This is a genomic window from Neorhizobium tomejilense, assembly GCF_964254135.1.
Lineage (GTDB): Bacteria > Pseudomonadota > Alphaproteobacteria > Rhizobiales > Rhizobiaceae > Neorhizobium > Neorhizobium tomejilense.
Window position 1 is genome coordinate 665,741 of record NZ_CAXUSO020000001.1, and the last position, 25,099, is coordinate 690,839.

33 protein-coding genes are annotated in these 25,099 nt (G+C 63.2%); 21 read left to right on the top strand and 12 right to left on the bottom strand.

Translation table 11 applies throughout. From position 1 onward, the window contains the following. The first annotated feature begins 49 nt into the window (after nucleotides 1-49). The 9 genes from ACSQ3G_RS03440 to ACSQ3G_RS03480 all read left to right on the top strand — a co-directional run bounded on the left by ACSQ3G_RS03440 (nucleotide 50) and on the right by ACSQ3G_RS03480 (nucleotide 6,479). Nucleotides 50-487, top strand: a complete 438-nt coding sequence (locus tag ACSQ3G_RS03440) for a Na+/H+ antiporter subunit B (RefSeq protein ID WP_436109059.1) — start codon at nucleotides 50-52, stop codon at nucleotides 485-487. Continuing rightward, nucleotides 487-864, top strand: coding sequence for a Na+/H+ antiporter subunit C (locus tag ACSQ3G_RS03445; protein WP_046669525.1), 378 nt, complete (start codon nucleotides 487-489; stop codon nucleotides 862-864). The genes ACSQ3G_RS03440 and ACSQ3G_RS03445 overlap by 1 nt, the downstream gene beginning before the upstream one ends. 405 nt (nucleotides 865-1,269) lie before the next feature. Continuing rightward, nucleotides 1,270-2,835 carry a Na+/H+ antiporter subunit D gene (locus ACSQ3G_RS03450; RefSeq protein WP_436109060.1) on the top strand — a complete coding sequence of 522 codons (1,566 nt, stop codon included), beginning with the start codon at nucleotides 1,270-1,272 and terminating at the stop codon, nucleotides 2,833-2,835. Beyond that, a complete protein-coding gene (locus ACSQ3G_RS03455; RefSeq protein ID WP_436109061.1) occupies nucleotides 2,832-3,305 on the top strand; it encodes a Na+/H+ antiporter subunit E in 474 nt (157 codons plus the stop codon). The genes ACSQ3G_RS03450 and ACSQ3G_RS03455 overlap by 4 nt, the downstream gene beginning before the upstream one ends. Next, nucleotides 3,302-3,706 (top strand): cation:proton antiporter, encoded by a 405-nt coding sequence (locus tag ACSQ3G_RS03460; protein WP_436109062.1) that lies wholly within the window; start codon nucleotides 3,302-3,304, stop codon nucleotides 3,704-3,706. Before ACSQ3G_RS03455 ends, ACSQ3G_RS03460 begins: the two co-directional genes overlap by 4 nt. Next, nucleotides 3,703-4,047 carry a monovalent cation/H(+) antiporter subunit G gene (mnhG, locus tag ACSQ3G_RS03465; protein WP_436109063.1) on the top strand — a complete coding sequence of 115 codons (345 nt, stop codon included), beginning with the start codon at nucleotides 3,703-3,705 and terminating at the stop codon, nucleotides 4,045-4,047. Before ACSQ3G_RS03460 ends, mnhG begins: the two co-directional genes overlap by 4 nt. Nucleotides 4,048-4,482: 435 nt before the next feature. Next, on the top strand, nucleotides 4,483-4,914 hold the full coding sequence (locus tag ACSQ3G_RS03470) for a Ros/MucR family transcriptional regulator (protein WP_037083991.1): 432 nt from the start codon (nucleotides 4,483-4,485) through the stop codon (nucleotides 4,912-4,914). A gap of 313 nt (nucleotides 4,915-5,227) precedes the next feature. Continuing rightward, nucleotides 5,228-5,659 carry a helix-turn-helix domain-containing protein gene (locus ACSQ3G_RS03475; RefSeq protein ID WP_436109064.1) on the top strand — a complete coding sequence of 144 codons (432 nt, stop codon included), beginning with the start codon at nucleotides 5,228-5,230 and terminating at the stop codon, nucleotides 5,657-5,659. Next, nucleotides 5,652-6,479: a DUF6456 domain-containing protein gene (locus ACSQ3G_RS03480; RefSeq protein ID WP_436109065.1), complete on the top strand. Its 828-nt coding sequence runs from the start codon at nucleotides 5,652-5,654 to the stop codon at nucleotides 6,477-6,479. Before ACSQ3G_RS03475 ends, ACSQ3G_RS03480 begins: the two co-directional genes overlap by 8 nt. Nucleotides 6,480-6,526: 47 nt before the next feature. On the opposite strand, the gene ACSQ3G_RS03485 is transcribed toward ACSQ3G_RS03480, so the two are convergent. Then, complete coding sequence (locus tag ACSQ3G_RS03485) at nucleotides 6,527-6,850, bottom strand: winged helix-turn-helix transcriptional regulator (RefSeq protein ID WP_245437525.1); 324 nt, start codon at nucleotides 6,848-6,850, stop codon at nucleotides 6,527-6,529. Nucleotides 6,851-6,977: 127 nt separating this feature from the next. On the opposite strand from ACSQ3G_RS03485, the gene ACSQ3G_RS03490 reads away from it, so the two are divergent. Then, a complete protein-coding gene (locus ACSQ3G_RS03490; protein WP_436109066.1) occupies nucleotides 6,978-7,571 on the top strand; it encodes an NADPH-dependent FMN reductase in 594 nt (197 codons plus the stop codon). A gap of 93 nt (nucleotides 7,572-7,664) precedes the next feature. On the opposite strand, the gene ACSQ3G_RS03495 is transcribed toward ACSQ3G_RS03490, so the two are convergent. Then, on the bottom strand, nucleotides 7,665-8,426 hold the full coding sequence (locus ACSQ3G_RS03495) for an SDR family NAD(P)-dependent oxidoreductase (protein ID WP_436109067.1): 762 nt from the start codon (nucleotides 8,424-8,426) through the stop codon (nucleotides 7,665-7,667). Between the two features lie 155 nt (nucleotides 8,427-8,581). Here ACSQ3G_RS03495 and ACSQ3G_RS03500 point away from each other — a divergent pair, with 155 nt between their 5' ends. Then, the gene (locus tag ACSQ3G_RS03500; protein WP_436109068.1) at nucleotides 8,582-9,202 is read left to right on the top strand and encodes a TetR/AcrR family transcriptional regulator; all 621 of its coding nucleotides are present in this window, start codon (nucleotides 8,582-8,584) and stop codon (nucleotides 9,200-9,202) included. Here ACSQ3G_RS03500 and ACSQ3G_RS03505 read toward each other — a convergent pair. Next, nucleotides 9,186-9,608 (bottom strand): SufE family protein, encoded by a 423-nt coding sequence (locus ACSQ3G_RS03505; RefSeq protein ID WP_046669534.1) that lies wholly within the window; start codon nucleotides 9,606-9,608, stop codon nucleotides 9,186-9,188. The two genes, ACSQ3G_RS03500 and ACSQ3G_RS03505, sit on opposite strands and share 17 nt — an antisense overlap. A 231-nt stretch (nucleotides 9,609-9,839) precedes the next feature. Next, nucleotides 9,840-10,259, bottom strand: a complete 420-nt coding sequence (locus ACSQ3G_RS03510) for a DUF5330 domain-containing protein (RefSeq protein ID WP_046631663.1) — start codon at nucleotides 10,257-10,259, stop codon at nucleotides 9,840-9,842. Nucleotides 10,260-10,353: 94 nt separating this feature from the next. Between ACSQ3G_RS03510 and ACSQ3G_RS03515 the strand changes: the two genes are divergently transcribed. The 3 genes from ACSQ3G_RS03515 (at nucleotide 10,354) to ACSQ3G_RS03525 (ending at nucleotide 13,164) form a co-directional block, all read left to right on the top strand. Continuing rightward, nucleotides 10,354-10,578 (top strand): hypothetical protein, encoded by a 225-nt coding sequence (locus ACSQ3G_RS03515; RefSeq protein ID WP_436109069.1) that lies wholly within the window; start codon nucleotides 10,354-10,356, stop codon nucleotides 10,576-10,578. A 146-nt stretch (nucleotides 10,579-10,724) separates the two neighbouring features. Next, complete coding sequence (locus tag ACSQ3G_RS03520; protein WP_436109070.1) at nucleotides 10,725-12,260, top strand: sensor histidine kinase; 1,536 nt, start codon at nucleotides 10,725-10,727, stop codon at nucleotides 12,258-12,260. Continuing rightward, entirely contained in the window at nucleotides 12,232-13,164 is a 933-nt protein-coding gene (locus ACSQ3G_RS03525; RefSeq protein WP_436109071.1) for a peptidoglycan-binding domain-containing protein, read from the top strand. Before ACSQ3G_RS03520 ends, ACSQ3G_RS03525 begins: the two co-directional genes overlap by 29 nt. A gap of 97 nt (nucleotides 13,165-13,261) precedes the next feature. On the opposite strand, the gene ACSQ3G_RS03530 is transcribed toward ACSQ3G_RS03525, so the two are convergent. After that, complete coding sequence (locus tag ACSQ3G_RS03530; protein ID WP_436109072.1) at nucleotides 13,262-14,245, bottom strand: alpha/beta hydrolase family protein; 984 nt, start codon at nucleotides 14,243-14,245, stop codon at nucleotides 13,262-13,264. A gap of 161 nt (nucleotides 14,246-14,406) precedes the next feature. Between ACSQ3G_RS03530 and ACSQ3G_RS03535 the strand changes: the two genes are divergently transcribed. The 3 genes from ACSQ3G_RS03535 to ACSQ3G_RS03545 are packed head-to-tail and all read left to right on the top strand — an operon-like array spanning nucleotide 14,407 to nucleotide 16,044. Next, complete coding sequence (locus tag ACSQ3G_RS03535) at nucleotides 14,407-14,730, top strand: PadR family transcriptional regulator (RefSeq protein ID WP_038541175.1); 324 nt, start codon at nucleotides 14,407-14,409, stop codon at nucleotides 14,728-14,730. Beyond that, nucleotides 14,730-15,302, top strand: coding sequence for a DUF1700 domain-containing protein (locus ACSQ3G_RS03540; protein WP_436109073.1), 573 nt, complete (start codon nucleotides 14,730-14,732; stop codon nucleotides 15,300-15,302). The genes ACSQ3G_RS03535 and ACSQ3G_RS03540 overlap by 1 nt, the downstream gene beginning before the upstream one ends. A gap of 34 nt (nucleotides 15,303-15,336) precedes the next feature. After that, nucleotides 15,337-16,044, top strand: coding sequence for a head GIN domain-containing protein (locus ACSQ3G_RS03545; protein ID WP_436109074.1), 708 nt, complete (start codon nucleotides 15,337-15,339; stop codon nucleotides 16,042-16,044). 132 nt (nucleotides 16,045-16,176) lie between these two features. On the opposite strand, the gene ACSQ3G_RS03550 is transcribed toward ACSQ3G_RS03545, so the two are convergent. Then, nucleotides 16,177-17,043, bottom strand: a complete 867-nt coding sequence (locus ACSQ3G_RS03550; RefSeq protein WP_105423528.1) for a LysR substrate-binding domain-containing protein — start codon at nucleotides 17,041-17,043, stop codon at nucleotides 16,177-16,179. Between the two features lie 106 nt (nucleotides 17,044-17,149). Here ACSQ3G_RS03550 and ACSQ3G_RS03555 point away from each other — a divergent pair, with 106 nt between their 5' ends. Further along, the gene (locus ACSQ3G_RS03555) at nucleotides 17,150-17,542 is read left to right on the top strand and encodes a tautomerase family protein (protein WP_436109075.1); all 393 of its coding nucleotides are present in this window, start codon (nucleotides 17,150-17,152) and stop codon (nucleotides 17,540-17,542) included. A 53-nt stretch (nucleotides 17,543-17,595) separates the two neighbouring features. Here the strand turns inward: ACSQ3G_RS03555 and ACSQ3G_RS03560 are convergent, their stop codons facing one another. Next, nucleotides 17,596-17,763 (bottom strand): Thivi_2564 family membrane protein, encoded by a 168-nt coding sequence (locus tag ACSQ3G_RS03560; RefSeq protein WP_007772654.1) that lies wholly within the window; start codon nucleotides 17,761-17,763, stop codon nucleotides 17,596-17,598. 139 nt (nucleotides 17,764-17,902) lie between these two features. After that, a complete protein-coding gene (locus tag ACSQ3G_RS03565) occupies nucleotides 17,903-18,238 on the bottom strand; it encodes a GIY-YIG nuclease family protein (protein WP_436109076.1) in 336 nt (111 codons plus the stop codon). Between the two features lie 127 nt (nucleotides 18,239-18,365). Between ACSQ3G_RS03565 and ACSQ3G_RS03570 the strand changes: the two genes are divergently transcribed. Continuing rightward, on the top strand, nucleotides 18,366-18,710 hold the full coding sequence (locus ACSQ3G_RS03570; RefSeq protein WP_436109077.1) for a DUF1491 family protein: 345 nt from the start codon (nucleotides 18,366-18,368) through the stop codon (nucleotides 18,708-18,710). A gap of 4 nt (nucleotides 18,711-18,714) precedes the next feature. Here ACSQ3G_RS03570 and ACSQ3G_RS03575 read toward each other — a convergent pair whose 3' ends face one another. Further along, nucleotides 18,715-19,755: a DUF2336 domain-containing protein gene (locus ACSQ3G_RS03575; RefSeq protein WP_436109078.1), complete on the bottom strand. Its 1,041-nt coding sequence runs from the start codon at nucleotides 19,753-19,755 to the stop codon at nucleotides 18,715-18,717. Between the two features lie 658 nt (nucleotides 19,756-20,413). On the opposite strand from ACSQ3G_RS03575, the gene ACSQ3G_RS03580 reads away from it, so the two are divergent. After that, nucleotides 20,414-20,590, top strand: a complete 177-nt coding sequence (locus tag ACSQ3G_RS03580) for a hypothetical protein (RefSeq protein WP_172724197.1) — start codon at nucleotides 20,414-20,416, stop codon at nucleotides 20,588-20,590. Between the two features lie 14 nt (nucleotides 20,591-20,604). Here ACSQ3G_RS03580 and ACSQ3G_RS03585 read toward each other — a convergent pair whose 3' ends face one another. Next, nucleotides 20,605-21,219, bottom strand: coding sequence for a DUF1254 domain-containing protein (locus tag ACSQ3G_RS03585; RefSeq protein WP_436109079.1), 615 nt, complete (start codon nucleotides 21,217-21,219; stop codon nucleotides 20,605-20,607). Between the two features lie 85 nt (nucleotides 21,220-21,304). After that, nucleotides 21,305-21,898, bottom strand: coding sequence for a DUF1214 domain-containing protein (locus ACSQ3G_RS03590; RefSeq protein ID WP_105427569.1), 594 nt, complete (start codon nucleotides 21,896-21,898; stop codon nucleotides 21,305-21,307). A 375-nt stretch (nucleotides 21,899-22,273) separates the two neighbouring features. Here ACSQ3G_RS03590 and ACSQ3G_RS03595 point away from each other — a divergent pair, with 375 nt between their 5' ends. Next, nucleotides 22,274-22,753, top strand: a complete 480-nt coding sequence (locus ACSQ3G_RS03595) for a hypothetical protein (protein WP_436109080.1) — start codon at nucleotides 22,274-22,276, stop codon at nucleotides 22,751-22,753. Here ACSQ3G_RS03595 and ACSQ3G_RS03600 read toward each other — a convergent pair. Further along, nucleotides 22,734-24,947, bottom strand: coding sequence for a transglycosylase domain-containing protein (locus tag ACSQ3G_RS03600; protein WP_105405397.1), 2,214 nt, complete (start codon nucleotides 24,945-24,947; stop codon nucleotides 22,734-22,736). The two genes, ACSQ3G_RS03595 and ACSQ3G_RS03600, sit on opposite strands and share 20 nt — an antisense overlap. Between the last annotated feature and the right edge of the window lie 152 nt (nucleotides 24,948-25,099).

Consider the following 25,099-nt stretch of genomic DNA (forward strand, 5'->3'; position numbering starts at 1 on the left):
TGTTCAACCTCAAAGAAGTGGTGGCAACCAACGCACGAGGTGCTCATCCATGAACACTCTCATCCTGCGCACCGTCGCCCCCTCTCTGACCGCGTTGATGCTGCTGTTCTCCGTCTTCGTCCTGCTGCGCGGCCATAACGAACCTGGCGGCGGGTTCATCGGCGGGTTGATTGCGGCCTCGGCGCTGGCGATCTACGGCATCGCCTTCGGCGTGCCGTCGGTACGCCGCGCGATCCGGTTCCATCCGATGGCGATCGCCGGTTTCGGCCTGCTGCTCGCCACCCTTTCCGGCGTGCTGTCCATCTTCTTCGGCGTGCCGTTCATGACCGGGCTCTGGGTCTATCCGGTCATTTTCGACGTGGAGCTGCCGCTCTCGACCGTGATGTCCTTCGATATCGGCGTCTATCTGGTCGTGGTCGGGGCGATCACCTCGATCGCGCTTGCGCTCGAACAGGAGCCGGGCTCCGACGCGGAAGGGGAGGACTGATGGAAGCACTGTTTTCGATCCTGATCGGCCTGTTCTTTGCGGGCGCCATCTACCTCATCCTGTCGAAATCCACGGTGCGCATCCTCCTGGGCGTGGTGCTGCTCGGCAACGCGGTCAACTTGCTGCTCTTCACCGCCGGCCGGCTCACCCGCGAAGTGCCGCCGATCATCCCGGCCGGCATGGACACGCTGTCGCCAGGCGCCGCCAATCCCCTGCCGCAGGCGCTGATCCTGACGGCGATCGTCATCTCGTTTTCCTTCTTCGCCTTCCTCCTGGTGCTGACCTACCGCGCCTACCAGGAACTCGGCACCGACGATACCGACGAGATGCGGCTCGCCGAACCGCGGCAAGAACCACTCCCGCCGCTGGGATACTGAGAGGATGGTTTTGCAGTTTTCGCTGGATACTTGTTGCTACGCCATCGGTTCTCTCGCCCTCGGCACCCCCCTCTGCCCTGCCGGGCATCTCCCCCACATGGGGGGGGATCGGCCAGGGGCTGGCTCCCCGCTCGCTATCTCTCCACTTTCTGTTGAGCGATATGGGACGCGAGGCGGTCCGGCACCCTTAACCCTCCCCCTTGTGGGGAGGGTGGCCGGCAGGCGGGAGGGGTTTTATTCGCGGCGAAGACCCCTCCCCAACCCCTCCCCACAAGGGGGAGGGGCTCCACGCACCGCCTCGCATCCCATATGGCATCGCCTTGCGCTCGCGGGAGACTGCAAGAGCGGGTCGGGGCGAATGGCTCGACCTGGGAAAACCGGCAGTCCACCGGGAGGCGTCCACTGATGGCCTCTCCTTCCGTCGACCTCTCCGCAGCCCTGATCCTCGCCGCCCCGGCGTTTCCCGACTGGCTGGTCGTTCTCCCCGTCGCGCTGATGATCGGCCTCGGCGCCGTGCTGATGATGGTGCGCAAGTCCGTCCGCCTGCATGGCGGCATCGCGATTGCCGGGCTGGCACTGCTCGTCCTCCTCGATGCCGCTCTGCTCTGGCGCGTCTCGGTGCATGGTCCGGTCACCATGGTGATGGGCCGCTGGCTGCCGCCGTTCGGCATCGCGTTTACCGCCGACCTTTTCGGCGCGGTCATGGCGCTCGCGGCGGCCGTCGTCGCACTTGCCGCCGGCATATTCGCGCTCGCCGATATCGACGCGAGCGGCCGGCGCTACGGCTTCTATCCGTTCCTGATGCTGCTGATGGCCGGCGTCACGGGCGCGTTCCTGACTGGCGACATCTTCAACCTCTATGTCTGGTTCGAGGTCCTGCTGATCTCGTCCTTCGGCCTCCTGATCCTCGGCTCGCAGCCGGAGCAGATCGACGGCGCGCTGAAATACGCGGTCCTCAACCTGATCGGCACGACCCTGTTTCTGATCGCGGTCGGTTACCTCTATGCGATCTTCGGCACGCTCAACATGGCCGATATCGCCCGCAAGGCGGCAGGCCTGCGCGAGACCGCGCCGCTGACGACGCTGACGGCACTGTTCATCCTGGCGTTTGCGATGAAGGCCGCCGCCTTTCCGGTGAATTTCTGGCTGCCGGCCTCCTATCACACGCCGCGCGTGGTCGTGTCGGCGCTGTTCGGCGGGCTGCTCACCAAGGTCGGCATCTATTCGCTGATCCGCGTCACCATCATGCTCTTCCCCGTCGAGCGCGAGGCATTGAGCCTGATCGTCGCCATCTCGGCGGCGCTGACCATGCTGGTCGGTGCGCTCGGCGCCCTGGCGCAGAACGATATCCGCCGGCTCGTTGGTTACGTGGTCATCGCCGGCATCGGCAACATGATGGCGGGCGTCGCGATCGGCACGCCGGCGGCCGTCAGCGGCGCCATCCTCTACGCGCTGCATTCGGTGGTGACCATGACCGCGCTTTATCTGGTGTCGGGGGAAGTCGGCCGGCTCGGCGGCACCTGGGCGCTCTCCGGCCTCGGCGGGCTATACCGGAAGGCGCCGTGGTTCTCGGCCGCCGCCTTCCTGCTGTTCCTCGCCGCCTCCGGCCTGCCGCCGCTCTCCGGCCTGTGGCCCAAGGTGGCGCTCCTGAAAGCCTCGCTCGATATCGGCGCCTGGTGGCTGGCCGCGGCGATCCTCCTTTCCGCCTTCCTGGTCACGCTGGCGCTCGCCCGCGTCTTCCTGCTTGCCTTTTGGCGGCCGCAGCCCGACCCTGTTCCCGAGGCCGCCGTTCCGGCCGGCTCGCCCGCCGATTGGCGTATCGCCCTGCCGCTCGGCTGCCTGACCGCGCTCGTCGTTCTTTTCGGCCTGCTGCCGGAACCGCTGCTCGATCTCGCCCAGAGGGCGGCGGCGGGGCTCGGCGAGCCCGCGGCCTATATCCAGTCGGTCTTCCCGGGAGGGACAGCGCGATGATCACTTATATCCTGTCACTGGTCTTTGCTGTCGTCTGGGTCGCGGTCACCGGCAGCGCCACGCTGCATAACCTGATCTTCGGTTTTGCGCTGTCGACGCTCGTGCTCTGGATCGTCCGCGACGAGATGGGCGCCCGCGGTTACTGGCGGCGGCTCGGCCGCATCCTGTCGCTGCTCGCCCTGTTCCTGAAGGAACTGGCGCTGTCGGCCTGGAAGGTGGCGGTGCTGGTGATGAGGCCGCACATGGACCTGAAGCCCGGCATCTTTGCCTTCCCGCTGACCGTCACCCGTGATTTCGAGATCACCCTGCTTGCCAACCTCATCACGCTGACCCCCGGCACGCTGTCGGTCGACGTCTCCGAGGACCGCAAGACGCTGTTCGTCCACGCGATCGACTGTTCCGATGTCGAAGCCACGAAACGGGATATCGCCAACGGCTTCGAGCGCAAGATCATGGAGGCGTTCCGATGACGACGGCTGAAATGATCATTTCCTACGCGGTCTGGCTGGCGCTTGTGGTGCTTGGCTTATCCTTCCTGCTCACCGTGTGGCGGGTGATCAAGGGGCCGACGCTTCCCGACCGGGTCGTGGCGCTCGACATGCTGACCGGCATCGTCATCGGCTTCATCGCGCTGATCGCCGTCCGCACCGGCTTCACGCTCTATATCGATATCGCCATCTCGCTCGGCCTCGTCGGCTTCCTCGCGACCGTGGCTTTTGCGCGGTTCATCCTGTCGCGCGGCAACAGGGAGGCGCCGAAGGGAGACATGATGAAGACGTTCACGGCGTCGGTGCCCGAATCGCGACGCAAATCCGCGGCAAGGCGCCCATCCGGCACCGGGCCGGCCGTCCGGCGGAAGGCGAAGAAATGATGGATATTCTATTGGCCGCGATCACCGCTCTTCTGACCCTTGGCGGCGCCGGGTTCGCGCTGGTGGCGGCGATCGGCCTCAATCGTCTGCCGGACCTCTATACCCGCATGCACGCCGCATCCAAGGCGGGCACGGTCGGCTCCGGGCTCCTGTTGCTTGCGGTCGGCGTCCATGCGGGCGATCTGCCGACTTTTGCAAGAGCGCTTGCAGGCTTCTTTTTCTTCGTGCTGACAGCGCCGATTTCGGCGCATCTGCTCGCTATGGCAGCACACAAGGTTGGCTATCCACTTTGCGCTGAGTCCGTCCGGGATGAAATGAAGGATTACGATAAGCGAATATAATCCCTTCTGGACCGAGTTATAACCCTGTCGCGACTGAGCAAATGCCCATCTATTCATCAGTAAAGCTGATGTAGGGGCGATATAGGCGGCAGAAAGGCTGGTAACCGGCAAAATTCGCACTTGGAGATGAAGCGAAGCAGTGGTACTTCATTACAAGTAGAGTGCAGATGTTGTTCTAGATTAGGCGTTCCCTCGTCATTTTGGTGAGTCGACAAGTTCTTCCGATGAGGAACAATAACGCCGTTCACACGCAAGGGAAGGTTCCAATCGAGCGCAATATCCGGTGTGAACCGTTTTCTTTTCCGCATGAAGCTTAGGGGTAGGCTTCGGTCGCAAGACGGCGGGGCGGCATAGGTTTTCTCCGGGAGACTCTACGAACGGGCAGGTGTCGCGGAGGTCGCGGGGCCAGCCAGTCACTTAAACAGGAGACAGGAAATGACAGACGTCGCATTGGGCAAAAGCCCGGATCTGCTGGTAGAGCTGACCGCAGATATTGTGGCCGCCTATGTGAGCAACCATGTTGTGCCAGTCAGCGATCTTTCGAATTTGATCGCGGACGTGCATTCGGCGTTGAGCAACACCTCTTCGCCGGCACCGGTTGTCGTGGCCATCGAAAAGCCGAAGCCCCCGGTTCCGATCAAGAAATCGATCGAGGATGACTATCTCATCTGCCTGGAGGACGGGCAGAAGTTCAAGTCGCTGAAGCGGCATCTGATGACTCACTACAACATGACGCCGGAAGAGTATCGCGAGAAGTGGGGCCTGCCGGCCGACTATCCGATGGTGGCCCCCGCTTATGCGGAAGCCCGCTCCAGGCTCGCCAAGGAAATGGGTCTCGGCCAGCGCCGCAAGCGCGGCAAGGCCTGATCCGGGGCGACGCCCGACAAGGCAGGGAGGATTTGAGACCAGCCCGATGAGGACCGATCGCAACAGCGGCGGGGTGGCTGGTTTTGGCATCGACGTAAAGATGCGGATAAAGAACCGGGCCGATTGAGTGCCCGGTTTTTCTTTTTTGAAACAGGCATCGCGGGGATGGGTAAAGGAAAAAAATCCCATTATCTTTCGGGAGCTTGTGGAAATTATCAACAATTTCAGCCTATAATTGCGTGGAGGCGGTTTCCAGCGTCCCCGTTTTTGCTCTAGGGTGTATGAATTAATTCCTATTAATTGAGGAGTTGTCATGCCTTTCGAGAGATATTTCCAGCCCTCCGTCCCGCCTTCCTCTTTGCCGTTTTCCCCGCCCGTGCCGCTGGACACGGCCGGTTCGCCGATGCTTCCAGCCAGCCTGCCGCTCAAGAGCGCCTGCCGCATCGTCCGCCAGATGGTCTCGGAGCTGGTACAGCTTTTCGGCGATAGGGTGATGCTGCGCCGCGACCGGCGCCGGCTTTCCTGCCATGTGCGCCAGATCGCCATGTATGTCTGCCATGTGGCGCTCCAGATTTCGATGAGCGACATCGGCGAGGCTTTCGGCCGCGACCGCACCACCGTCGGTCACGCCTGCCACGTGGTCGAGGATCGCCGCGACGACCTCGCCTTCGACGAGTTCGTCTCGGCCGTCGAGCGCATCGTCACCGCCGTTTTCGGCCTCTCGGAGGTAGCGGCCCATGACTGAAGCAATCCGGAAACCCGTGATGGACAAGGCCGCGGACCCGACCCTCAGGCGGCACCTCCTGCGACTGATCCGCCAGCTCGCCCGCGGCGACTGCGCGATCACGGCGGGTGAGGCGGGTGAGATCAGGCTCGTCGGGGCGGAGGAACGAGCCTATCCCGAAGCGGTGATCGCCCAGGCCCGCTCGCTCGGGCTGGCGCAGCTTGGCGACGGAAGGATTGCCGCAAGTGCGGCGGCGTCCAGCTTCCTGCGCCGTGCGCTGGTGACCGGCGAGGAGGCCTTCGTCGAGCAGCATGGCGAGATCGTCATGGCTTCGGCCGAGATCGACGGCGCCCGCCAGCCGGTGCGCCGGAACCTGGCCGAATCACCGCTCGGCGTGATCGCACGGATGAAGGACCGCGACGGAAAACCCTTTTTGCCGGCCGAAGCCTTGGAAGCGGGCGAGCGGCTGCTCACCGATTTCACTCGCGGACAGCTCCAGCCCCGCGTTACCGCCTCTTGGGAGCCGCGGCTCGCCACCCGCGCCAAGGGCACCGCCGGCGGCCAGGCCGACATCGCCGACAGCGCGATATCGGCCCGCAACCGTTTTTCGAGGGCGGTGGAAGCGATGGGGCCGGAACTTTCCGGCGTCGCGGTGGATGTCTGCTGCTTTGCGAAGGGTCTTGAGACGGTGGAACGCGAACGCCAATGGCCGGCCCGCTCGGCCAAACTCATGCTGCGTACCGCGCTGCTGGCGCTCGCCCGCCATTATGCGCCGCCGGCTCCGGCAAAACGCCGCCAGAACCACCACTGGGGAGCCGAGGATTACCGGCCGGTCCTGTGACGGAGAAGACTTGTCAGGCTGACGCTGCAAATGCCAGAAGCACCGGCCTACTGCGCCGCCCGTTTCGCTGCATAGGCGGCGCGGGCGGCGTCGATCCTCGGGGAGTTCGCATGGGTCCAGTCGGCCAGCGCCTGGACTGGTTCCCAGAAATCCCGGCCGAGGTCCGTCAGGGCATATTCCACCTGCGGAGGCGTCGTCGGGGTGACGGTCCGCGTCACGAAACCATTCTCCTCGAGATCGCGAAGAGTGGAAGCCAGCATCTTCTGGCTGATCTCACCGATCTCGCGCTTCAGTGCATTGAAGCGAAGAGGGCCGTTACCCAGAACGCGCACGACCAGAAGCGTCCACTTGTCGCTGATCCGGGCCAGCATGCGGCTGATCGGCCCGCAGGACACGGTATCCTCGCGGTTACCTGGTTTCCGAAAAGTGCTGTCTTGATGGGGCACCGGATCCTCGGATAGATGGTTACGGACAGAAACCAACATACATGAGGATACCATGGTTCCGAAGCCCAAAATCGCGGTCATTATCGGCTCTACCCGCCCCACCCGCTTTGCCGACAAGCCGGCACAGTGGATGTTGAAGCAGGCGCAGGCGCGTGACGACATAGAGGTCGAACTGGTCGATCTGCGCGACCATCCGCTGCCGTTCTTCGACGAGATGGCCTCGAACATGTGGATGCCGAGCCAAAATCCGGAAGCTGTCCGCTGGCAGGAAACCGTCGGCCGCTTTGACGGCTACATTTTCGTGGTCGCCGAATACAATCACTCGCTCACCGGCGTGCTCAAGAACGCCCTCGACCAGGCTTACAAGGAATGGATCCGGAAGCCCTTTACCGCCATCGGTTATGGCGGCACGGGCGCGTCGCGCGCCGTGGAACACCTGCGCGGCATCGGGGTCGAGCTGCAGATGGTATCGACCCACGCCGCCGTCCATATCGGTGGCGGAGACTTCATGGCGGTCGCCCCCAGGGGCGGCAACAAGCCGATCGAGGAGATCGAGGCAAATCTGCTGCCGTCTGCCAAAACGGCGCTCGACGAGCTGGTCTGGTGGGCAAAGGCCACAATGGCTGCCAAAGCAGCGGAAGCCTGATCCCTTGACGCCAAATCCCTGAGCTTCATTTGAAGCTCAGGGATTTTCAGACTGGTGACCGGGCCTCTCCGTCGAAGGTCCGGGCTTCGGCGCTCAGATCCCGAGACCGCCGGCTACATTCACGGTCTCGCCGTTGATGTAGCCCGCATGGGGTCCCGCCAGGAAGCAGATGGTTTCGGCCACTTCCTCGAGGGTTGCGATGCGGCGGATCGGATGCATGTCGAGAATGGCGTCGCGGTTCGGAAGCTCGCCGGCAACGTCTGCCGCCATGTCCGTCGGCATGATTCCCGGCTGAACCACGTTCACGGTGATATTGCGAGGCCCGAGGTCGCGCGCGATGCCCTTCGCATAGCCGGCAAGCGCCCACTTGGTTCCGGTATAGTCGGCGACACCGGGGAAGGGGACGTAGGAGCCGAGGAGGGAGCCGACGAAGATGATCCGGCCGCCGTCGGTCAGCTTTTGCGCCGCCGCGCGGGTGTTGGCGATCGTGCCGAGCACGTTGACCTGCCACTGGCGATTATAGTTGTCCCAGTCGAGTTCCGGATCGTCGACCATCTGGCCCTGGATGGCGATGCCGGCATTGTTGACGAGGATGTCGAGCCTGCCGAATTCCGCCATCACCCTGTCGATCAGCGGTTTTGCGGAAGAAAGGTCGGCCTGGTCGCTCTTGACCGCAATCGCGCGAACGCCCTTTGCCCTGAGCTTTTCCACGACGGCCTTCGCCTTGTCGGCCGAGGCCGCGTAGCTGATCGCGACGTCCGCTCCGTGATCGGCGAAGGCTTCCGCCGTCGCGGCACCCAGGCCGCGCGAGCCGCCGGTAATGAGGACGACCTTCCCCTTGAATATGTTGGACATGAGTATCCTTTCCCAATTCGACGAGGGCTCCGCTCGATCCTGCCAAGCGGCGCCCAATTTCATAACGTATGTTACGATAACGATCGGTATGGAATTTGACAGGGCCGGTCAAGCCGTTTAATAACGATCGTTATGAAAATAACAGGACAGAGCTGATGGGACGCCATCGCGAATTCGATGTGGAGAAGGCGCTCGACGCCGCGTTATGCGTCTTCTGGCGCAAGGGCTATGAAGGTGCCTCCTATGCCGACCTGACGGAGGCGGCAGGTGTCGAAAGGCCGGCCCTCTATTCCGCCTTCGGCAACAAGGAAGCGCTCTTCCGCAAGGTCCTGGCACGCTACTACGAGCGCTATGTGGACTATCTTCCCGCGGCACTCCAGTTGCCCACGGCGCGCGAGGTTGCGGCGCACGTTCTGCAGGGTGCGATCGACCTCACCACCCGTTATCCCGACCATACGGGATGCCTCGCCATCCAGGGGGTGCTGGCGGGATCGGATGAAGCGGAGCCTGTCCGCCAGGCCTTGATAGAGTCGCGCGCTGAAGGCGAGGCGCAGCTTCGCGAACGCTTCGAGCGGGCAAAGGCCGAGGGCGACCTGCCGGAGACGGCGAGGCCCGACACCCTTGCGGCATTCCTGATGGCCGTTCTTCACGGCATGGCGGTGCAGGCCAAGGCCGGCTTCAGTCGCGACACGCTGGAGGCCGTTGCCGAGCAAGCGCTCGCCACCTGGCCCGAGGGCAGGGGCGAGGGGGCTTTGCGCCCTAAGCCGCAGCCCTGATCCGCGCCTCTTCCCGGATGCGCTTGACCATCGAACGCAGCCCGTTGGCGCGCTGGGACGACAGGTGTTCGACCAGGCCGATGCGGTCGAAGATTTCGATCGCGTCTGTGGCGGCGATCTGGGAGGCGGTCCTGCCTGAATAGACGGCGAGCACGATGGCGACGAGGCCGCGAACGATATGGGCGTCCGAATCGCCGTCGAAGGTCATCACCGGGTCGGCGCTGCCGTCCCCGAGATGGCTGACCAGCCAGACCTGGCTCGCGCAGCCCTGCACCTTGTTCTCCGCGGTCTTCTGGTCGTCGGGAAGGTCCGGCAGCGCCTTGCCGAGTTCGATCACGTAACGATAGCGGTCTTCCCACTCGTCGAGGTATTCGAAATCTTCGATGATCTGCTCGAGGCTGGCCATAAGCGCTCCGGTTCTTCTATCCGCTCCATATAGGCACTGCAGGCCGGGATAAAAGCAAAAAAAACGCCGTGAGGGGTAAACCTCACGGCGTCAGCAAATGCTGAATGACAGGGCAGGCAGATCAGGCACCGGGAACCGTGGCATTGAGAGCCCGGTGCAAGCTTTGAAATTCGAATTCGGATCAGACGTCCGGTATCAGGCCGATCTGGTGCGCCGACCTGGTGCGAGGGATTAGTGGGTCGGCCGTTTCTGCGGGACCGGCACGGTGCCGGTGAAGATCGTATCGGCGCCGGTAGCGGCTGCCGTTTCAGCCTGTTTGGCCGGGAATGGGGTCGGCTCCGGATCGGCAAGCACCGCGGTCCGGGTGCCCTTGTCGCCGAACTGCTTGTCGAGCAGCTCGAAGGCGACCTGGGCGCCCTGCCTGGCCCTCGTGCCGAGCGCCGAGAAGGTCTCGGCACCCTTTTCGCAGACCTCAGGCTTTTCGGTGCAGATGGCGCTCACATATTGATAGGCTTCGGTCGCAGCCGAAAATGCATTGCTGACCTGCAGGGGCGAAAGCCCGTCGGTCTCGGTCGCCGGCTTGCTGCTGAAGTAGGAGAGCACTACCAGCACCGCCGCGAACCACATACTTCCCTTGATGAGAAACCACATCGTTCTATCCACCTGTTTTTCCCGCTCTTGGGTCTCGAGCGGGCCGCCGGATCTGTGCCGGTCTTGAACATGGTTGTACCGCCGGGAAGCAAATATGGCTTTGACGGGATCGTTCGGTTTTTCGGCAAATTTGCTTAAAATGCGAAATATCGGCATTTGCAGCGTCTTTGCAGCGAACTTGAATCGAATTTTAGCGATCGATGTTAAGCATAATTGCGGCGGTCCGCCCGAAACCCCGGGCTTTGTCGGGGGCTGGTTTGCCACAAAGGTTAACGCATTGCGAAAAATCGAAGCAAATCCGCCGCTTACGTCGCGTTAACCACAAGCTCAGAAGGCTTGGTCCTTCTGTCCCAAAGCCGGATTTTGGCCCATTGCGGGACTTCCAGACACCCCTTCTTTTATCCTTTCCTTAAGCCACGGGGGCCTATTGTCGGCTTCGATAAACGAGTCTGTGCAGGGTTTTGCGTGCGCGTATTGAGTAACATTGCCGGAAAGGCGGTCATGCTGGTCGACGAGACCGCAAGCCGCTGGCTGACGCGCCTCGGCGAGGGCGACACCGCGCGTCCCGGTGAAATTGCCCAGTTCCGCCGGCTCGTGTTCTGTGGCCTTGCCGCATTCGTCACCGTGCCGCCGGCGCTTGCGCTGCTCCTGCCGCCGGCGCTGGCCCTGCCCGTCGGCGTGGCGCTGGTTCTGTCGCTTTTCCTTCTGGCCGCGGCCGCGTCCTTCGCCTTTCCGCGCCATGCCGTGGCTCCCGTTGCTCAGCCTGCGCCGGAAGACGCTGCCTTCGATGCGATGCCGGGCCTGTCGCTCATTCTCGATCCGCATGGCCTGCTGGTGAAGACCGGCGGTCGCGATCAGCATCTGTTTCCGCCAAGCCTGCGCGAGGCGGCCGGTGAGCCGCTTGCCGAGCGCGTCCACGTGTCCGACCGGATCGGCCTCGTCCAGGCTTTCGACATGCTGCGCCAGGGTGTGCCAAGCGCCGCTGCCGATATCCGCATCGAACGGCCATACTCGGCGGCCGGCCGCCAGTTCCTGTCCGTTCGCCTCGACATGACCGCCATCCGCGATGGCGAAGGAGAACTCCTCTACGTCCTGGCGCAGGCGCGCGACATGTCGGAAGAAGAGCAGCTCCGTCTGGAAGCCGCGGCCAATGTCGCCGAGGCGCGCTCCGCCCATGAGGCGAAGTCGAGGTTCCTCGCTGCCGTCAGCCACGAGCTGCGCACCCCGCTCAACGCCATTCTCGGTTTTTCCGACGTGCTCATCGGTGAATATTTCGGCCGGCTCGAAAACGACCGCCAGCGCGAATATGTCGGCCTGATCCGCCAGTCCGGCGGCCATCTCCTGTCCGTCGTCAACACCATGCTCGACATGTCGAAGATCGAGGCCGGCCGTTACGAACTGCTCGCCGAACCCTTCGCCATCGCCGAAGCCGTGGAAACCTGCCGTGCCATGCTCGATCTGACCGCCCGCGAAAAGGGCGTGACGCTGACGAGCCGCGCGCCCCGCGGGCTCGGCGAAGTGATCGCCGACCGCCGCGCCGTGCAGCAGATTCTCATCAACCTGGCCGGCAATGCGATCAAGTTCACCGGCCCCGGCGGCGTGGTGTCGATCGACGCCGTGCTCGAGGGCGATGACGTCAAGATTTCGGTCAGCGACACCGGCATCGGCATCGCGGCGGAAAAGCTGCAATATATCGGCCAGCCGTTCATGCAGGTGGAAAACGCCTATACCCGCACCTACGAAGGTACCGGTCTCGGACTTTCTCTGGTAAAAGGTCTGGTGGCGCTGCATGGCGGTCGTTTTACGATCGTCAGCCGTCCGGGCGAGGGGACCGTGGTGACGATCTCCCTGCCGGCAGACGGCTCGGGCGTCGAAGCAAAACGGGATGACTCCCGGGAGGAAAAAGTCGAATTCCCGCCGCGGCTGAGGGCAGCCCGGCATGCGGCCATGATGGACGAACAGGATTTTATCGATGACCGCGCGGAAGCGAAAATCGCCTGACAGAAAAAAAACTGTCAAGCAACCGGGCATTCTGTCGAACCTGCTGCTGGCGGGAGCGCGTGCTGCTGCGCGCCGGCCGAAGACCCTGTTCGGCTGCGCTGCCTTCGGCATCGTCTTCTCCTTCGTCGCCGGCAATGCGCTCTGGTACCAACCGGGCGGCCATCCGTCCCCGTTCCTCGCCACCCGCGACGCCAAGAACCCGAACCAGATCGCCGGTTATCGTCCGGCAAGGCGCACCGCGCCCGCCGATGTCACCACGTTTCGTATCGAGCGGGCCGATCCGACCGTCGTAGCGCCGGCTCCGGCCGCCGCGCCGACCGCAATGCCAGCCGCAGCACCTGCCCAGACGGCAGCGCCCGCGCCGACGGTTGTCGCGCCGATGCCGCGCCCGGCGCCGCAGCAGGCCGCCGCCCAGCCGGCAACCCCTCCTGACGCTCAGCCCGCAGCGCCAAAACCCGCCGAGACAGCACGCGCCACACCGGCCGCGCCGGCAAGGCCTGCGCAGTCCCTGGTCCAGCCGCCCCGGCCTGTCTCGCCCGCCCGCCCGGCCGAGAGCGCCAATGCGCGCGGCGAAGACCCGGTTGCCGCCGCAATCCGCGCCTCCGAGCGCAAGCCGACGATGACGCCGCCCGCCAATATCCCGAACGGGGCCTCCAGTTCCGGCAGGCCCGTGGCCACGCCCGTCTCCCAGAAGCCGAACGCCCCCGTTCAGCCCACGAACCTCGTGCTGCAGATCCAGCGCGGCCTGTCGAACATCGCCTATGCGGATGTCGAGGTCGACGGCGTCGCCGGCACCCAGACCAAGGCCGCCATCCGCCGCTTCCAGCGCCACTACCGCCTGCCCGAAACCGGGGAGCCCGACGAGCTGGTGCTGAAGAAGCTGAAGTCGATCGGCGCGCTGTAGGGGCGGCTGCGCCCAATCTCCCGAATTTCGTTATTGGGGCGAAGCCAATAGCCACTGGTGATGCTCCGTTGCGGGCAGGAATGGCATTTTCGCCGGTTCACTCCCTCAGATTTTGCCGGAAGAATGCGATCACTTCGGCATTAAACTCCCTGTGGAAGGCGGCACGGTCGAAGCCGAGAGCGTCGATACACACCTCCGAAAACTGACGGTTCTTGGGGCACAGCGTCAAAAACGACAGATGGACGGCATTAGACACTATCCGAAAGTCAGGCTTTTCGGGCAATACACGTGCAAGTGTCGCGACATCTTCCGGCGATGCTCCGCCACCCCCTCCCAGCTCCGATCCCCATAGCTGAAGCGGAATCGTGACGTTCTTCACACTGTCCGTGGTCTGAAGGACAACGCTGAGAGGGTCAGCGACTACCATTGCTCTGATGCGGGGATCATGAGTTAGCGACTGAGGTAGCGGCCTTTGTTGTGAACGTCGGACTTGATTGGTTTGCGGGCAGCCGGTTGCTTTCGGGTCCGCGCAACGCGGCGGCAATTTGCTGAAATCCGGATTGGCCCCGGCGATGACAAGGCCCGTATAGCCGCCTTGAGAGAACCCATAGAAGCCGACACGCTGCGGATCTATCTTAGCGGCATCAGGTGAGGCCATAAGCATGAAATCAACGGTTCTCTTGATATCGACAGGACGTCCGATCAACGCGCCCAAACCGTCAGCGCGGCTCATATCGGCATAATTCGCGTGCGGATGATTGACGGCAACGACGACAAAGCCGGCGTCCGCCAAGGCTTCGGCCGTGTCATGGTGGCCAAGGTACCAGCCACCATAGCCGTGCGAGATGATAACGAGCGGCAGCTTCTCTCCGGCAATCAGACAATCCAGGACTGCCGGCACCGTCAGCCCTTCGATCCGCACATCTGCAGGCGCCTCGGCACAGGGTGACCACATCGCCGCATCGATTGCCGGATCCTCCCCTTGCCCGCCAGGGATATGAAGGAGCTTCAATCCCGCTGCATGGGCAGAGGACACAGCGAGACAAAAGGCGGCCGCCAGGGCCAGGCGTAGGTACGTCATAGTCGTTGCTCCAATTTACCAAGGAAGTCCGCCGGCCCGTCCTTGTCGACCGGCGGCTCGCCGTATTGCGATTGTGCAGGGTGCAATATTCAGCAATCTGTCTTGCTACCTTGCATTAACAGGTAGCGTGTTATAGATAGTATGTAAATATGAGGAACGGGATGACTGACTCAATCCAAATTCAACTGCGAAAGGGCGCGCTCGATCTCTGCGTCCTGGCGGTGCTGTCGCGGGGGGAAAGTTATGGCTACGAGATTGCCAGTACCCTCGTCACCGCTGTCGGCATGGGCGAAGGCACGATCTATCCTTTGATGCGTCGAATGCAGAATGAAGGCCTGGTTGCCACGCGCATCGTGGAATCAAGCAGCGGGCCGCCCCGCAAATATTACCGGCTGACACCGCTTGGCCGGACGGTTTTCGAGGCCCATCGCAATGACTGGCGATCCTTCGCTGCCGCTGTCGATAAACTTGTTGAGGATATATGATGACCAGGGATGCCTTTCTGAGCAGGCTGAAACAGGGGCTTGCCGGTCTTCCGCCCGAGGAGGTTGAAGAGATCGTCGCCGACTATTCGGCCCATTTCGCCGAATCCAACGCCGATGGACGCAGTGAAGCGGAGGTCGCCGCCGCACTGGGCGATCCGGCGAGGATCGCCCGGGAACTGCGCGCCGATATCGGGCTGCGGCGTTTTGAAACCCATTGGAGCCTGTCCAACCTCATGGGCGCCATGATGGCATTGGCCGGCCTCGCCATCGTCGACCTGCTTCTGCTGCTGCCATTGCTGATCGTGGCGATCGTGCTGGTGATGGCCTTTGCCATCGTGCTGGTGGCGATTGGCGCGGTCGGGTTGAAGATCGTCTTCACGGCTTTGCTCTTCGATCCGGGCGGAGCCCTGACGCATCTGTTGGCGCGCCTGTTCATCGGCGTCGGACTTGTGAGCGGCTTCCTGGGCGGCGGCGCTTTGCTTTTGATGGGAATAAGTGCCGGCACCCGCATGCTTGGCCACTATGCCCGATTGCATTTCCGTCTGGCCCAACCGGACCGGCACGGCGTTTGAAACTTTCGACATATTTCACGGAGGGAGCCTCGATATGACTCGGACATTGGCATTTGTCGCAACGACGGGCCTCATTGGCGCCGCTGCTTTTTTGACGATCGGAATCGCGCTTGCAGGCCCGAGCTGGACCGATGCGGCGGGTTTGTGGGGCATAGGGAAATCGACCTGCGGGCCGGCGACCTCGGCACGACGGCAGGTTACGCTCCCATTTGCGACAAGCGACAGTCTGGCGATCCATATGCCGGCTTCCGTCCATTATCAACCAGGCGATAGAGCAGAGGCCGTCATCAGCGGCGACCCCGCTTTGCTTGACAATGTGCGGTTCGAAGCTGGCGTGCTGGGCCTGGATTGCGATCCCGGTTGGTTTGCCTCGCGGCTTGAGGTTGAGCTGTCAGGCCCGTCGATCTCCATATGGGAACTGCGTGGTAGTGGTGATCTGACCCTGTCGCAAATCAACCAGCCGAAGCTTCAGGTGACCATCGAAGGCAGCGGCGATGTTACCGCCACGGGAACCGCCGACGCGGTCGATCTGCGCATTTCCGGGTCGGGCGAGGCGCAGTTCGGGGATCTGACTGCAAAGTCGGTAAAGGTGGACATTCGTGGCAGCGGCGATGCCAGGCTGACTGCACAGGTCGATGCGGACGTTTCGATTTCCGGGAGTGGCGATATTGAACTTTTCGGGCGCCCGACCATGCGTCGCTCGGAGATCAGAGGCAGTGGCAGCATCCAGCAAATGCCTTAACACGCTCGTCGAGATCTAGTCGTGCCGCCATGTCCACACATGGCGCAGATAGAGAACCAGGACGATTACCAGGAAGGTGATGTCCTCCAATCTCCCGAATGTTCGATGTTTCCAGCGGCGAGAGCTCGCCGCTCAACGCATCGCCACCGCTTCCAGCACCAGCCGTTTCAGCTCTTCGGCAGGTGGGGCGAGGCGGGTTTCGGCGACGTGCAGCGCAAGCTCGATCGCGCCGAGATCGGGCAGGCCCGCGTCTTTCGCATCAAGCGCGGCAAGCTGCGCCGGTTTGCCCTCGACGATCCGGGGGGTGACGCCAAGCCCTGCGGTGACCGCGGCCCAGAGGCCGGCAAGGCTCGGGCTGGCGAACGCGTGGCGCCAGGCGATGCCGTTCCGATCGAGCGCATCGATGGCGGCCTTGCGGAAGGCGCAGGGCGGATCGAAGGCGACGATCGCAAGTGCGTCTCCGGGCATATGCCGGAAACCATCCGGGCCGATCCAGGCGATGTCGCGCCTTGCGACGATCTGCGCCCGCGGGCTGGCGAGCGTGCCCCAGGTCAGCGCCACGTCGAGTTCGCCCTTGTCGATCGCCTGTACCATCGCGACACCTCGGTCGACGCGCGCCTCGACCCGCACCTTCGGATGGACTTTTGAAAAGCGGCCGAGCAGGTCGGGAAGCCAGGTTTCGGCGAAATCCTGCGGCACGCCGATCCTGACCCAGCCTTCGAGCTTGCCGACGCCGCGCACCGCCGCCCGCGCCTCGTCGTTGAGTTCCAGGATGCGCCTGGCATAACCAAGCAGGATTTCGCCTGCTTCGGTCAGCACAAGCCCACGGCCCTGCTTCTGCAGCAGGGTTTCGCCCACCTGTTCCTCGAGCTTCTTCAATTGCAGGCTGATCGCCGAAGGGGAGCGGCCGAGCCGGTCGGCGGCCTTGGCGAAACTGCCGAGTTCCAGGCCGAGGGCAAAACTTCTCAACGTGTCGATATCGAGGTTGATGGGCAGCATGATCGTTGAGTTCTGCAAAAGAGTTTGTTTAAAACTTCGCGATTTTCAAAACGATTGTGCGGGGAGAAGATAGCGGCGTCAACAGAAATCCGAAAAGGAGAACGTCATGCCCTTCGTTCACGTCATCATCGCCGGCAAAAGCATCGAACCGGAAGCCAGGCGCCGGCTGCAGCAGGAAACCACGGTGCTGATGAACACGATCATGCGCAAGCGCCGCGAGGTCACCGCGGTCCTGGTGGAGGAGGTCGATCTTTCCGGCTGGACCGTCGGCGGCGAACCTCTGGAAGTGGCCGCGCATGTGGAGGCCAATGTCACGCTCGGCACCAATACGGCCGAGGAGAAGAAGCGTTTCATCGAGGCGATGGACGCGCTTTTGAAGCAGAGCCTCGGCGAGATACCGCCCGCCACCTATGTCATCGTCCACGAGGTCGAGGCCGACGCCTGGGGTTTCGGCGGAGTAACGCAGGAATACCGGCGTACAAATGCAATGACGGCGTGATCCTCATCGCACCGGTTGGATGGCGCCCGGCATGGCCGGGCGCATCTCTGCCTTTAGAACACGGCGAGATATTTCAGCAGCGAAATGATGCCGATGATGATGATGATGATCTGCGCGATCTGCTTCGCGCGGCCATCGATCGGCAGGCGCGCGACGAGATAGAGAACCAGGACGATCACCAGGAAGGTGATCAGAATGCTGATCAATGCGGAAGTAGCCAAGCCCCAAACTCCTTTTCATGACAGTGCCGTACGACACCGCCTGTGTAAATATGGTGCAGTGGGCGAAAGGAAAGGGCGCGGCAGCGCGATTTTCCGTTTCTTCTCAGGGACTTCCGTTGCCTGGTTCCCGTGGAAGGGCTCAGACCGCCTCGGCGCCGAGCTCCCAAGCCCAGTGCAGATGTCGGTCCTTCAGCGTCCGGTCGCGCAAGTAGCCGGTCAGCTCCTCGTCGATCTCCTCCAGCCGCTCGATCGCGAAATCCTCCGGCCGGTTGGCATTCCAGGCCGCCTGCAGGCTCTTGCTCACATGGCTGCTGTGCCGGAGCGTGAACCAGATGCGGTTCTGGATCTTGTCGAGGTCTCCGGAGCGGCCGATCCATCGCTGCCCCATGGGTGCAAAACGGATGGCGTAGATGCCGGCCGGAGCCTTGCGTTCCTTGTAGGCGGAGATCGCCGCTTTCCTGTCGATGGTGTTCATGTCCCGTGCCTTCCTTGGTGGAAGGGCAGCTAATATCACCCGGGTAATATTATGGCAATAGTTATATCCGGGTAAAATTGGTGCGAGGCAGGTTTGCGCCCGGTCTCGAAGCACCGTATGAGGGGCCATGCGCCTGAAATCCGAAATCGTCGTCTCCGCCATGATCCGCCGCGTCTTCGGGCTCGGCGGTTTTGCGGCCGTCGAAAAGAAGGGTGCGGAGGCGGCGGGCGCGATCTTCATCCGCCAGCGTTTTCGCGACGGGCTGGAAACGCTCTACGCACCAGCCCCGCAGAACTTCTTCGGCGACGAGGACGACAGTGGGCGCAAATTCGAGGTGAGGGCGGAACGGGCCGAGCCGGAAGCCATCCGCGAGATGTTGTCGCGCGAAATGCGCTTCGATCCGGATCTCTGGCTGCTGGAACTGGAGATCGACGACGTCGCGGATCTGTTCGAAGTTGTGAAGCCCGGCTAGGCTTTTAGCGCACCCGGTAGAGGCCGTTGAACGGCTTGCGGGCGCTGGCGGTGGTGCGGACCACGCGCGGCTGGCAGCTATCCTCCGCGCGGTTGTCGGCGAACATCGGCTGATGCTGCTGTTCCGGGTAGGTGTAGCTGTCGGCGCGGCGCCAGGCCTCGACGCGTTTGCCGCATTCGTCCTCGTCGAGCCCGTCCCAGAGCGCGGTGGCGCGTGTCACCCCGTCCTGTTCCGCACCCAGATGGTCGTAGAGCCGCTGCAGGATGAACAGCGCATCGTCCTTGTCCATCGCCAGGCCCCTCAGCGTCGCCGCGAGCTGCTGGCCGGATATGTCGAGCATGATCCGCTCCGAAAGCCAGTGGCTGGCGGAAAGCGTGTCGGCAAGCACGGTCGCAAACAGCCCGGTCTCGCGGTCGCGGGCGAAGCGGACGAGCAGCGCCTCCTGGATCGGCGACAGGTTGCGCAAGCCCAGTCGGTCTGCGGCGGGCCGGTCGACATGGCCGGCAAGCGCCTTGATGCGGTTGCGCAGCAGTTCCTCGCGCGTGTTGCGCTCGGCCTCGTCGACCATTTCCGGCGTCGGCCTCAGCGGCAGGAGCGCGCCGAGGTTTTCGGGCGCATCGCTGCGCTTGGTGCGGTCGTGGCGCAAGCCCACCAGCGCGTCGATCACCGTCGGCGACAGCGCCTCGCGGCGCACGATGGCGCGGGCATGCGCTTCCCCTTGGGTGCGGGCGATGGCGATCAGCGCATCGTCGGAAAGGCAGGTCGAGGAGGTGAGGAAAGGTGCTGCAACCGCGATCGGCTGGCTGGCGATGAAGAAGGCGACGGCCGGTGGCACGGTCTTGCATTGCGAGAGCGCCGCGACCGCATCGCGGCGGGCCTCTTCGGACGATGCGGAAAACAGGGGTGCGAAGAGCTCGGCGAACTGTCGAAGTTCCGACCGCGAAGGGTACGGAAGACTTTCGAAGCTCGTCACGGTGGCCATCAGCACCACATCCTTTTTACGCATGGCCTGGGGCCTTTCAAGGTCTCGAAACTCATTCGTCACTGGCAAACTCGCAATCAACGCAAAACAAATCCGGAGTGCCGAACGCCGGTCAGGTGTGCCGGAAAAGCTCGCCTGGCGTTCTCATCGTACCTTGCCTGGGAAACTCCCGGTGGCGCGCCGTCCGCTCACGCAGCTGTGAGAACATCTGCAGAATGGGGTCGCCTTGGTTTAACCGGATGCTAACTCTTGGAGGGTTAACGGTCTGTAAAAATGGTTCGTTTCGATACGCCGGTAATTTCTTGCAGTCCCGCTGTTTTGCCAGGAAATCGCAGGTCCGATCCACGCTTTCAAAGGCTGCGAACCAAACCGACGCTTCTGCGTTTTGGGGTCGGACAACAGACATGTACCGGTAGCAAGTGCTATATTAGCAGTAATACATTGTTAACGGTGGTCTGGCTGAATCCAGGGGTAACCGGCGCGTATTTGCCGCGTTTCAAATGCCGAATGGCCCCGCGTCCCTGGGACCTTCCCGATAGCGGCCGGTTCAGGCGGAACCGGCCGTTCATGTCGAAATGTCGTTGCGCTTTCGAACAAGGCGCACAGGCGAGAAAGGCGCGGATGCCCGGACTTCTGTCTCGGGAAGCGTCAGGCCCTTGGAGAGGGCAGGGTGAGATCGGTCCGTCTTCATCCGTCTCGAATTCCTTAAACGGAGACGAGCATGGCAGAGATCGTAATACTGAACAGATGGCGCAGCGAGCATGCGCGCCGGCCGCAGATCAGGATCGGCGAAAGCGACAACGCCGGACAGGTTCTGCTGTTCACCGGCGTGCGATACGAACGTTTCGAGGATTTTGGCGACCGCAAGGCTGAAAACCACGCGGTGCGTGCCGAATAGTCGGCAAACGGAGATCAGAACCGGCTTCGGGAGCGCCATTCGAAGGGCGCGCAGGTAGCCTGGTTCAGGAATTGCGACACGATACCCGCAAAGCTTGGTTGCGGGACGAGACTTCTCAAGACCACATATCCCTCCTCCGCCCGTGCTTCCACCAGGATCGACTGCGAAACCGCCTGCGGCAGCGCCTTGCGCAATGCCGTCAGCTGCATCGGCGACGCGATCACCACATCCAGCACGCCGCCGGCCGACGTCCGGTCATTGATGCTGAACACCTCGTTGGACGACTGGTCGTAGACGCCGAGCGACCAGAAGGGCACGCCGCCATTGGCGGCCGTCAGCCTCACCGGCCCTTCCGAGATATCGAAGGCGCAGACCGCCGCATCGACGAACGGGTCGTCCTTGGAAAGCCCGGCCCGGTCCGGCTTCTCCCCCAGCCGGTAGAAACGATAGATCTCGCCTTCCGCCAGCACCCGCGTATAGGCGTCGCGCTCGCTGAAATCGGGCAGCGCCAGCACGATGATCAGGTGCAGCAGCGCCGCACCGACGAGCCCGGTGATCACCGCCAGCAGAACCTTTAGCGCAAAACCCCGGGAATCGGCCTTCCGGGACGCGAAGTCCCTGGACCCCAATCCCAAACCTCTCGGGCGCAGACTTCTAAATCCCAGCCTTCTAAACCCCCAGCGTCTAAATCGCGGACTTCCGAACCCAAGGCTTCTAGACATTGCCGCACCCGGTCTTCTCGATGCGCGGCATGGTGAGGTCAATCAGGCCGGAGCTGCCGGCCGTCGGCGTGTCGAACAGCGTCAGCGTCAGCCGGAACACGCCGGGCGTCGTGACCGCCAGCCAGTTGCCCGGCTTGGCGGTTGCGGAAATCGCGATGTCGAAACCGCCGTCGCTGCTGCTGTTGCGCAGCACGATGCGGGAATTGAGAGCCGTCGGCAGGTCCGATTGCGCCGAGGGCGGGGCAGCACCGGGGGCTGCGGCAAACAGCGTCCAGAAACGCGCCGGCGGCGTGTGGCCGGTGAGGCGATAGGAGCAGTTTCCGGTCAGCCGCTCCCCGGCCTGGTCGACCGAGGCGATGAAGGTGAGGCCTTCGGCGCTCGCGTAGATGAGCTTGCCGGCGCTGGCCCGGTGCGATTTCGCGTAAGGGTCCGCCTGCGCGGTCTGCGCGTCAGGAAAGGCTTCCCACGAGCCGAGCTTGATCGCACCGAAACCGATCGTGGCATCCAGTGCCACGAGAGTGGACCATATCCCGCCGCCGAAGGCGATGGTGAGCGCGATCGCGATGAGGAAGGGAACACGGAACACGGGTTTGCTTTGGCCCTCGGACAGCTGTGCCAGAGGGTTAGCATTGATTCTATTGCGAAGGAATGGGTGGGCTGTGTCTTTCCGGCACGCTCGCCTCTTGGCTCCCGGCGCGGAGCGAATCGCTCCCTGTGTATCCTTCAAGAATCGCCCGCCGTCCTTCCTCCGATCCCCGCCGGATCGGCGGCGAGAGGCCCGCTGCCTGTGCCGGGATTGGTCATCCAGGGCCTTTGCGTGCCATTCCCAAACAGGGATGATCTTAGGGTTAACCCTTTGATAAGGTTGTTTCGAGCGGTTCCTGTGACTAAAAACCGCCTGTACCTTGCCCGGTTCATTCCTTGGCTACCGTGTCTGCGACGACGTTCCGGAGCAGAGACGATGAGAACATGGATGATGGCGACCGGTGCATTGATAGCCGTGGCTGCTGGATTTTCGGGTGCCTATTACCACCTGAAACCGGCGCCGGGGCCTTCGACCCCGAAGGACATTTCCCTCGACTTCATGACGCTGACTGAAAGCCAGCCGACGGAGGCGCGCCGCGCCATCGTCGACGGTATCGAGATCTGCCTTCCCCAGCCGGCGCGGGAGGGCTGGACGAGCCCGCCGGTCAAGAACCTCGCGGTCGACAGCTATATCCGCTTTTTCGACCTGATGGGGCAGGAGGTGGGGCAGGCCGAGCGCAGCGCGGAATTCCGTGCCTGGCTTTCGCAGGCGGGCGGCGGCCTGTCGGAGCGGGACCGGTTCGCCTTCGGCAAGCTGACCGAGGGCGGCCTGCACGAAGGCGTGACTGCGCTCTGCGTCGCCGCGACCATGCGCGGCAAGCTCGGAAGCCAGGGGGTCAGGGGTTTCTGGAACTGACGGCCGTCGCCTCGGCGAGCGATCCCGTCGCGGTCTTGTCGGCCACCTTGGCGGTGGCAGGTCCGAGCCGCCCGGCTTCTTTCAGCTTTCCGGCGATCTGCCGCAGCAGGCGGGTGGATTCGGCCGACAGGGAACGCGGGCGGATGAGCGCCTGCAATCCGGTATCGGGAGTGCCATCCTTCTTCTTGGCGACGGCGTTGCCCTTGTGGTCCCCGGTCGGCAGCGGGTTGTCGATGCCGGGAATGGCGCGCAGCTCGATGCCCTGGTGGGCATAGTCCATCACTGTCTTGAAGGTCGAGGCCGGCAGCGAGCCGCCGGTCATGTTGTCCATCGAGGTGAAGTCGTCGTTACCGAACCAGACCGCGGTCGTGTAATTGCCGGTAAACCCGATGAACCAGGCGTCGCGATAGCTCTGCGAGGTACCGGTCTTGCCGGCCGTGACGATGCCGCCGTCGAGCGCCGCCCTGCGGGCCGTGCCGATCACCGGGATCTGCGTCAGGATGCGGTTCATCGACGATGTCGCCTGCTCGGAGAGCACGCGCTTGGCCGGCCGTTCGTCGCGGTTGAAATCGTAGAGCACGTCGCCGCCGTAGCCGAGAACCTGCTCGATGCCGTGGCGGCGCGATTCCATGCCGCCGGCCGGCATCACGGCGTAGCCCGTCGCCTGGTCGAGCACCGTCATTTCCGAGGTGCCGAGCGGGATGGTCTTGTCCTTCCTGAGCGGCGTTTCGACACCGAAGGCCTTGGCTGTCTTGACGATCACGTCGGTGCCCAGATAGTCCTTGGCGAGCCTGACCGGCACGGTATTGAGCGACTGCGCCATGGCCGACAGCAGCGTCACCTTGCCCTTGTAGGAGCGCGCGTAGTTCTGTGGCGACCAGCCGTTCCAGGTGATCGGCGCGTCTGAAATCGTCGATTCCGGCTTGAAGCCGTTCTCCATCGCCGCCGAATAGGTATAGAGCTTGAAGGACGAACCCGGCTGGCGCAGCGCCTTGGCGGCGCGGTTGAACTGGCTTTCGCCGTAGTCGCGGCCGCCGACCATGGCGCGCACGGCCCCGCCGTTCTCGATCATCACGAGGGCGCCCTGCTTCACCTTGAAGCTCTCGCCATATTCGCGCAGGCTCGATTCCACCGCCGATTCCGAGGCCTGCTGCAGGCCCATGTCGATCGTCGTGCGCACCACGACCGAATGTTCGTGGAACTTGCCGGCCTGCGCCAGCCGCTGCACTTCGTCGAAGGCCCAGTCGAGGAAATAGTCCGGCGCCTTGACGTCGGCGCGGTCGACGACGGTCGCCGGGCCGCGGCGGGCGGCGATCACCTGGCCTTCGGTCATCATCCCGCTCTGCACGAGGTTGGAGAGCACTTCGTTGGCCCGGGCGCGGGCAGCCGGCAGGTTGACATGCGGCGCATATTTGGCCGGCGCCTTGAACAGGCCGGCGAGCATGGCGCTCTCGGCAAGGTTCACTTCCGCGATGTTCTTGCCGAAATAGAATTGTGCCGCCGCCGCCGCCCCGAACGTGCCGCCGCCCATATAGGCGCGGTCGAGATAGAGCGACAGGATCTCCTTCTTGGAGAGGTTGGCTTCCAGCCACAGCGACAGGAAGGCTTCCTTGATCTTGCGTTCGATCGACCGTTCGTTGGTAAGGAACAGGTTCTTGGCAAGCTGCTGGGTGAGCGTCGAGCCGCCCTGCACAACGCCGCCGGCCTTGGCGTTTTCGCTCATGGCGCGGGCAAGGCCGAAGAAATCGATGCCGAAATGGTCGAAGAAGCGGCGGTCCTCGGTCGCCAGCACCGCCTTGATCAGGTGGTCCGGTAATTCGTCGATCGGCACGGAGTCTTCGTGGATGATGCCGCGATGGCCGATGATGTTGCCGTAGCGGTCGAGGAAGGTGACGGCGAAATCGCCGCGGTTGCGCCAGTCCTCGTGGGTTTCCTCGAAAGCGGGCTGGGCGAGCGCCAGGAGCACCACGAAACCCGCGGTGCCCAGGGTCATCGCCTCGCCGGCGAGTTCGAAGCCGAGGCGTTTCCAGCCCCGCACGCGAAACCGGCGGAAGAAGATGGTGATCTCCTCCCAGATCTCGCCGAGCCGGAAACCGAGATTCCAGACGGTGGAATCGATCCAGGAATCGATGCGCAGCAGCAGGTGGCGCTTGCCGCGCGGCCGGTCGTCGGATGACTTTGGCTCGTCCTGCACCTTCGGAATTCCCCGCCCTTTCGATGAGTTGTGCTTGACGCGGTCCCTTCAAGGGATCAAGAGCTCTAGCCTCTCACCGTTAATCAGCTTTAGCTGACAAATGGTTGATGCGCGATATCAAAATCGCAACAGGTAAAATGCAGATGCGCGGA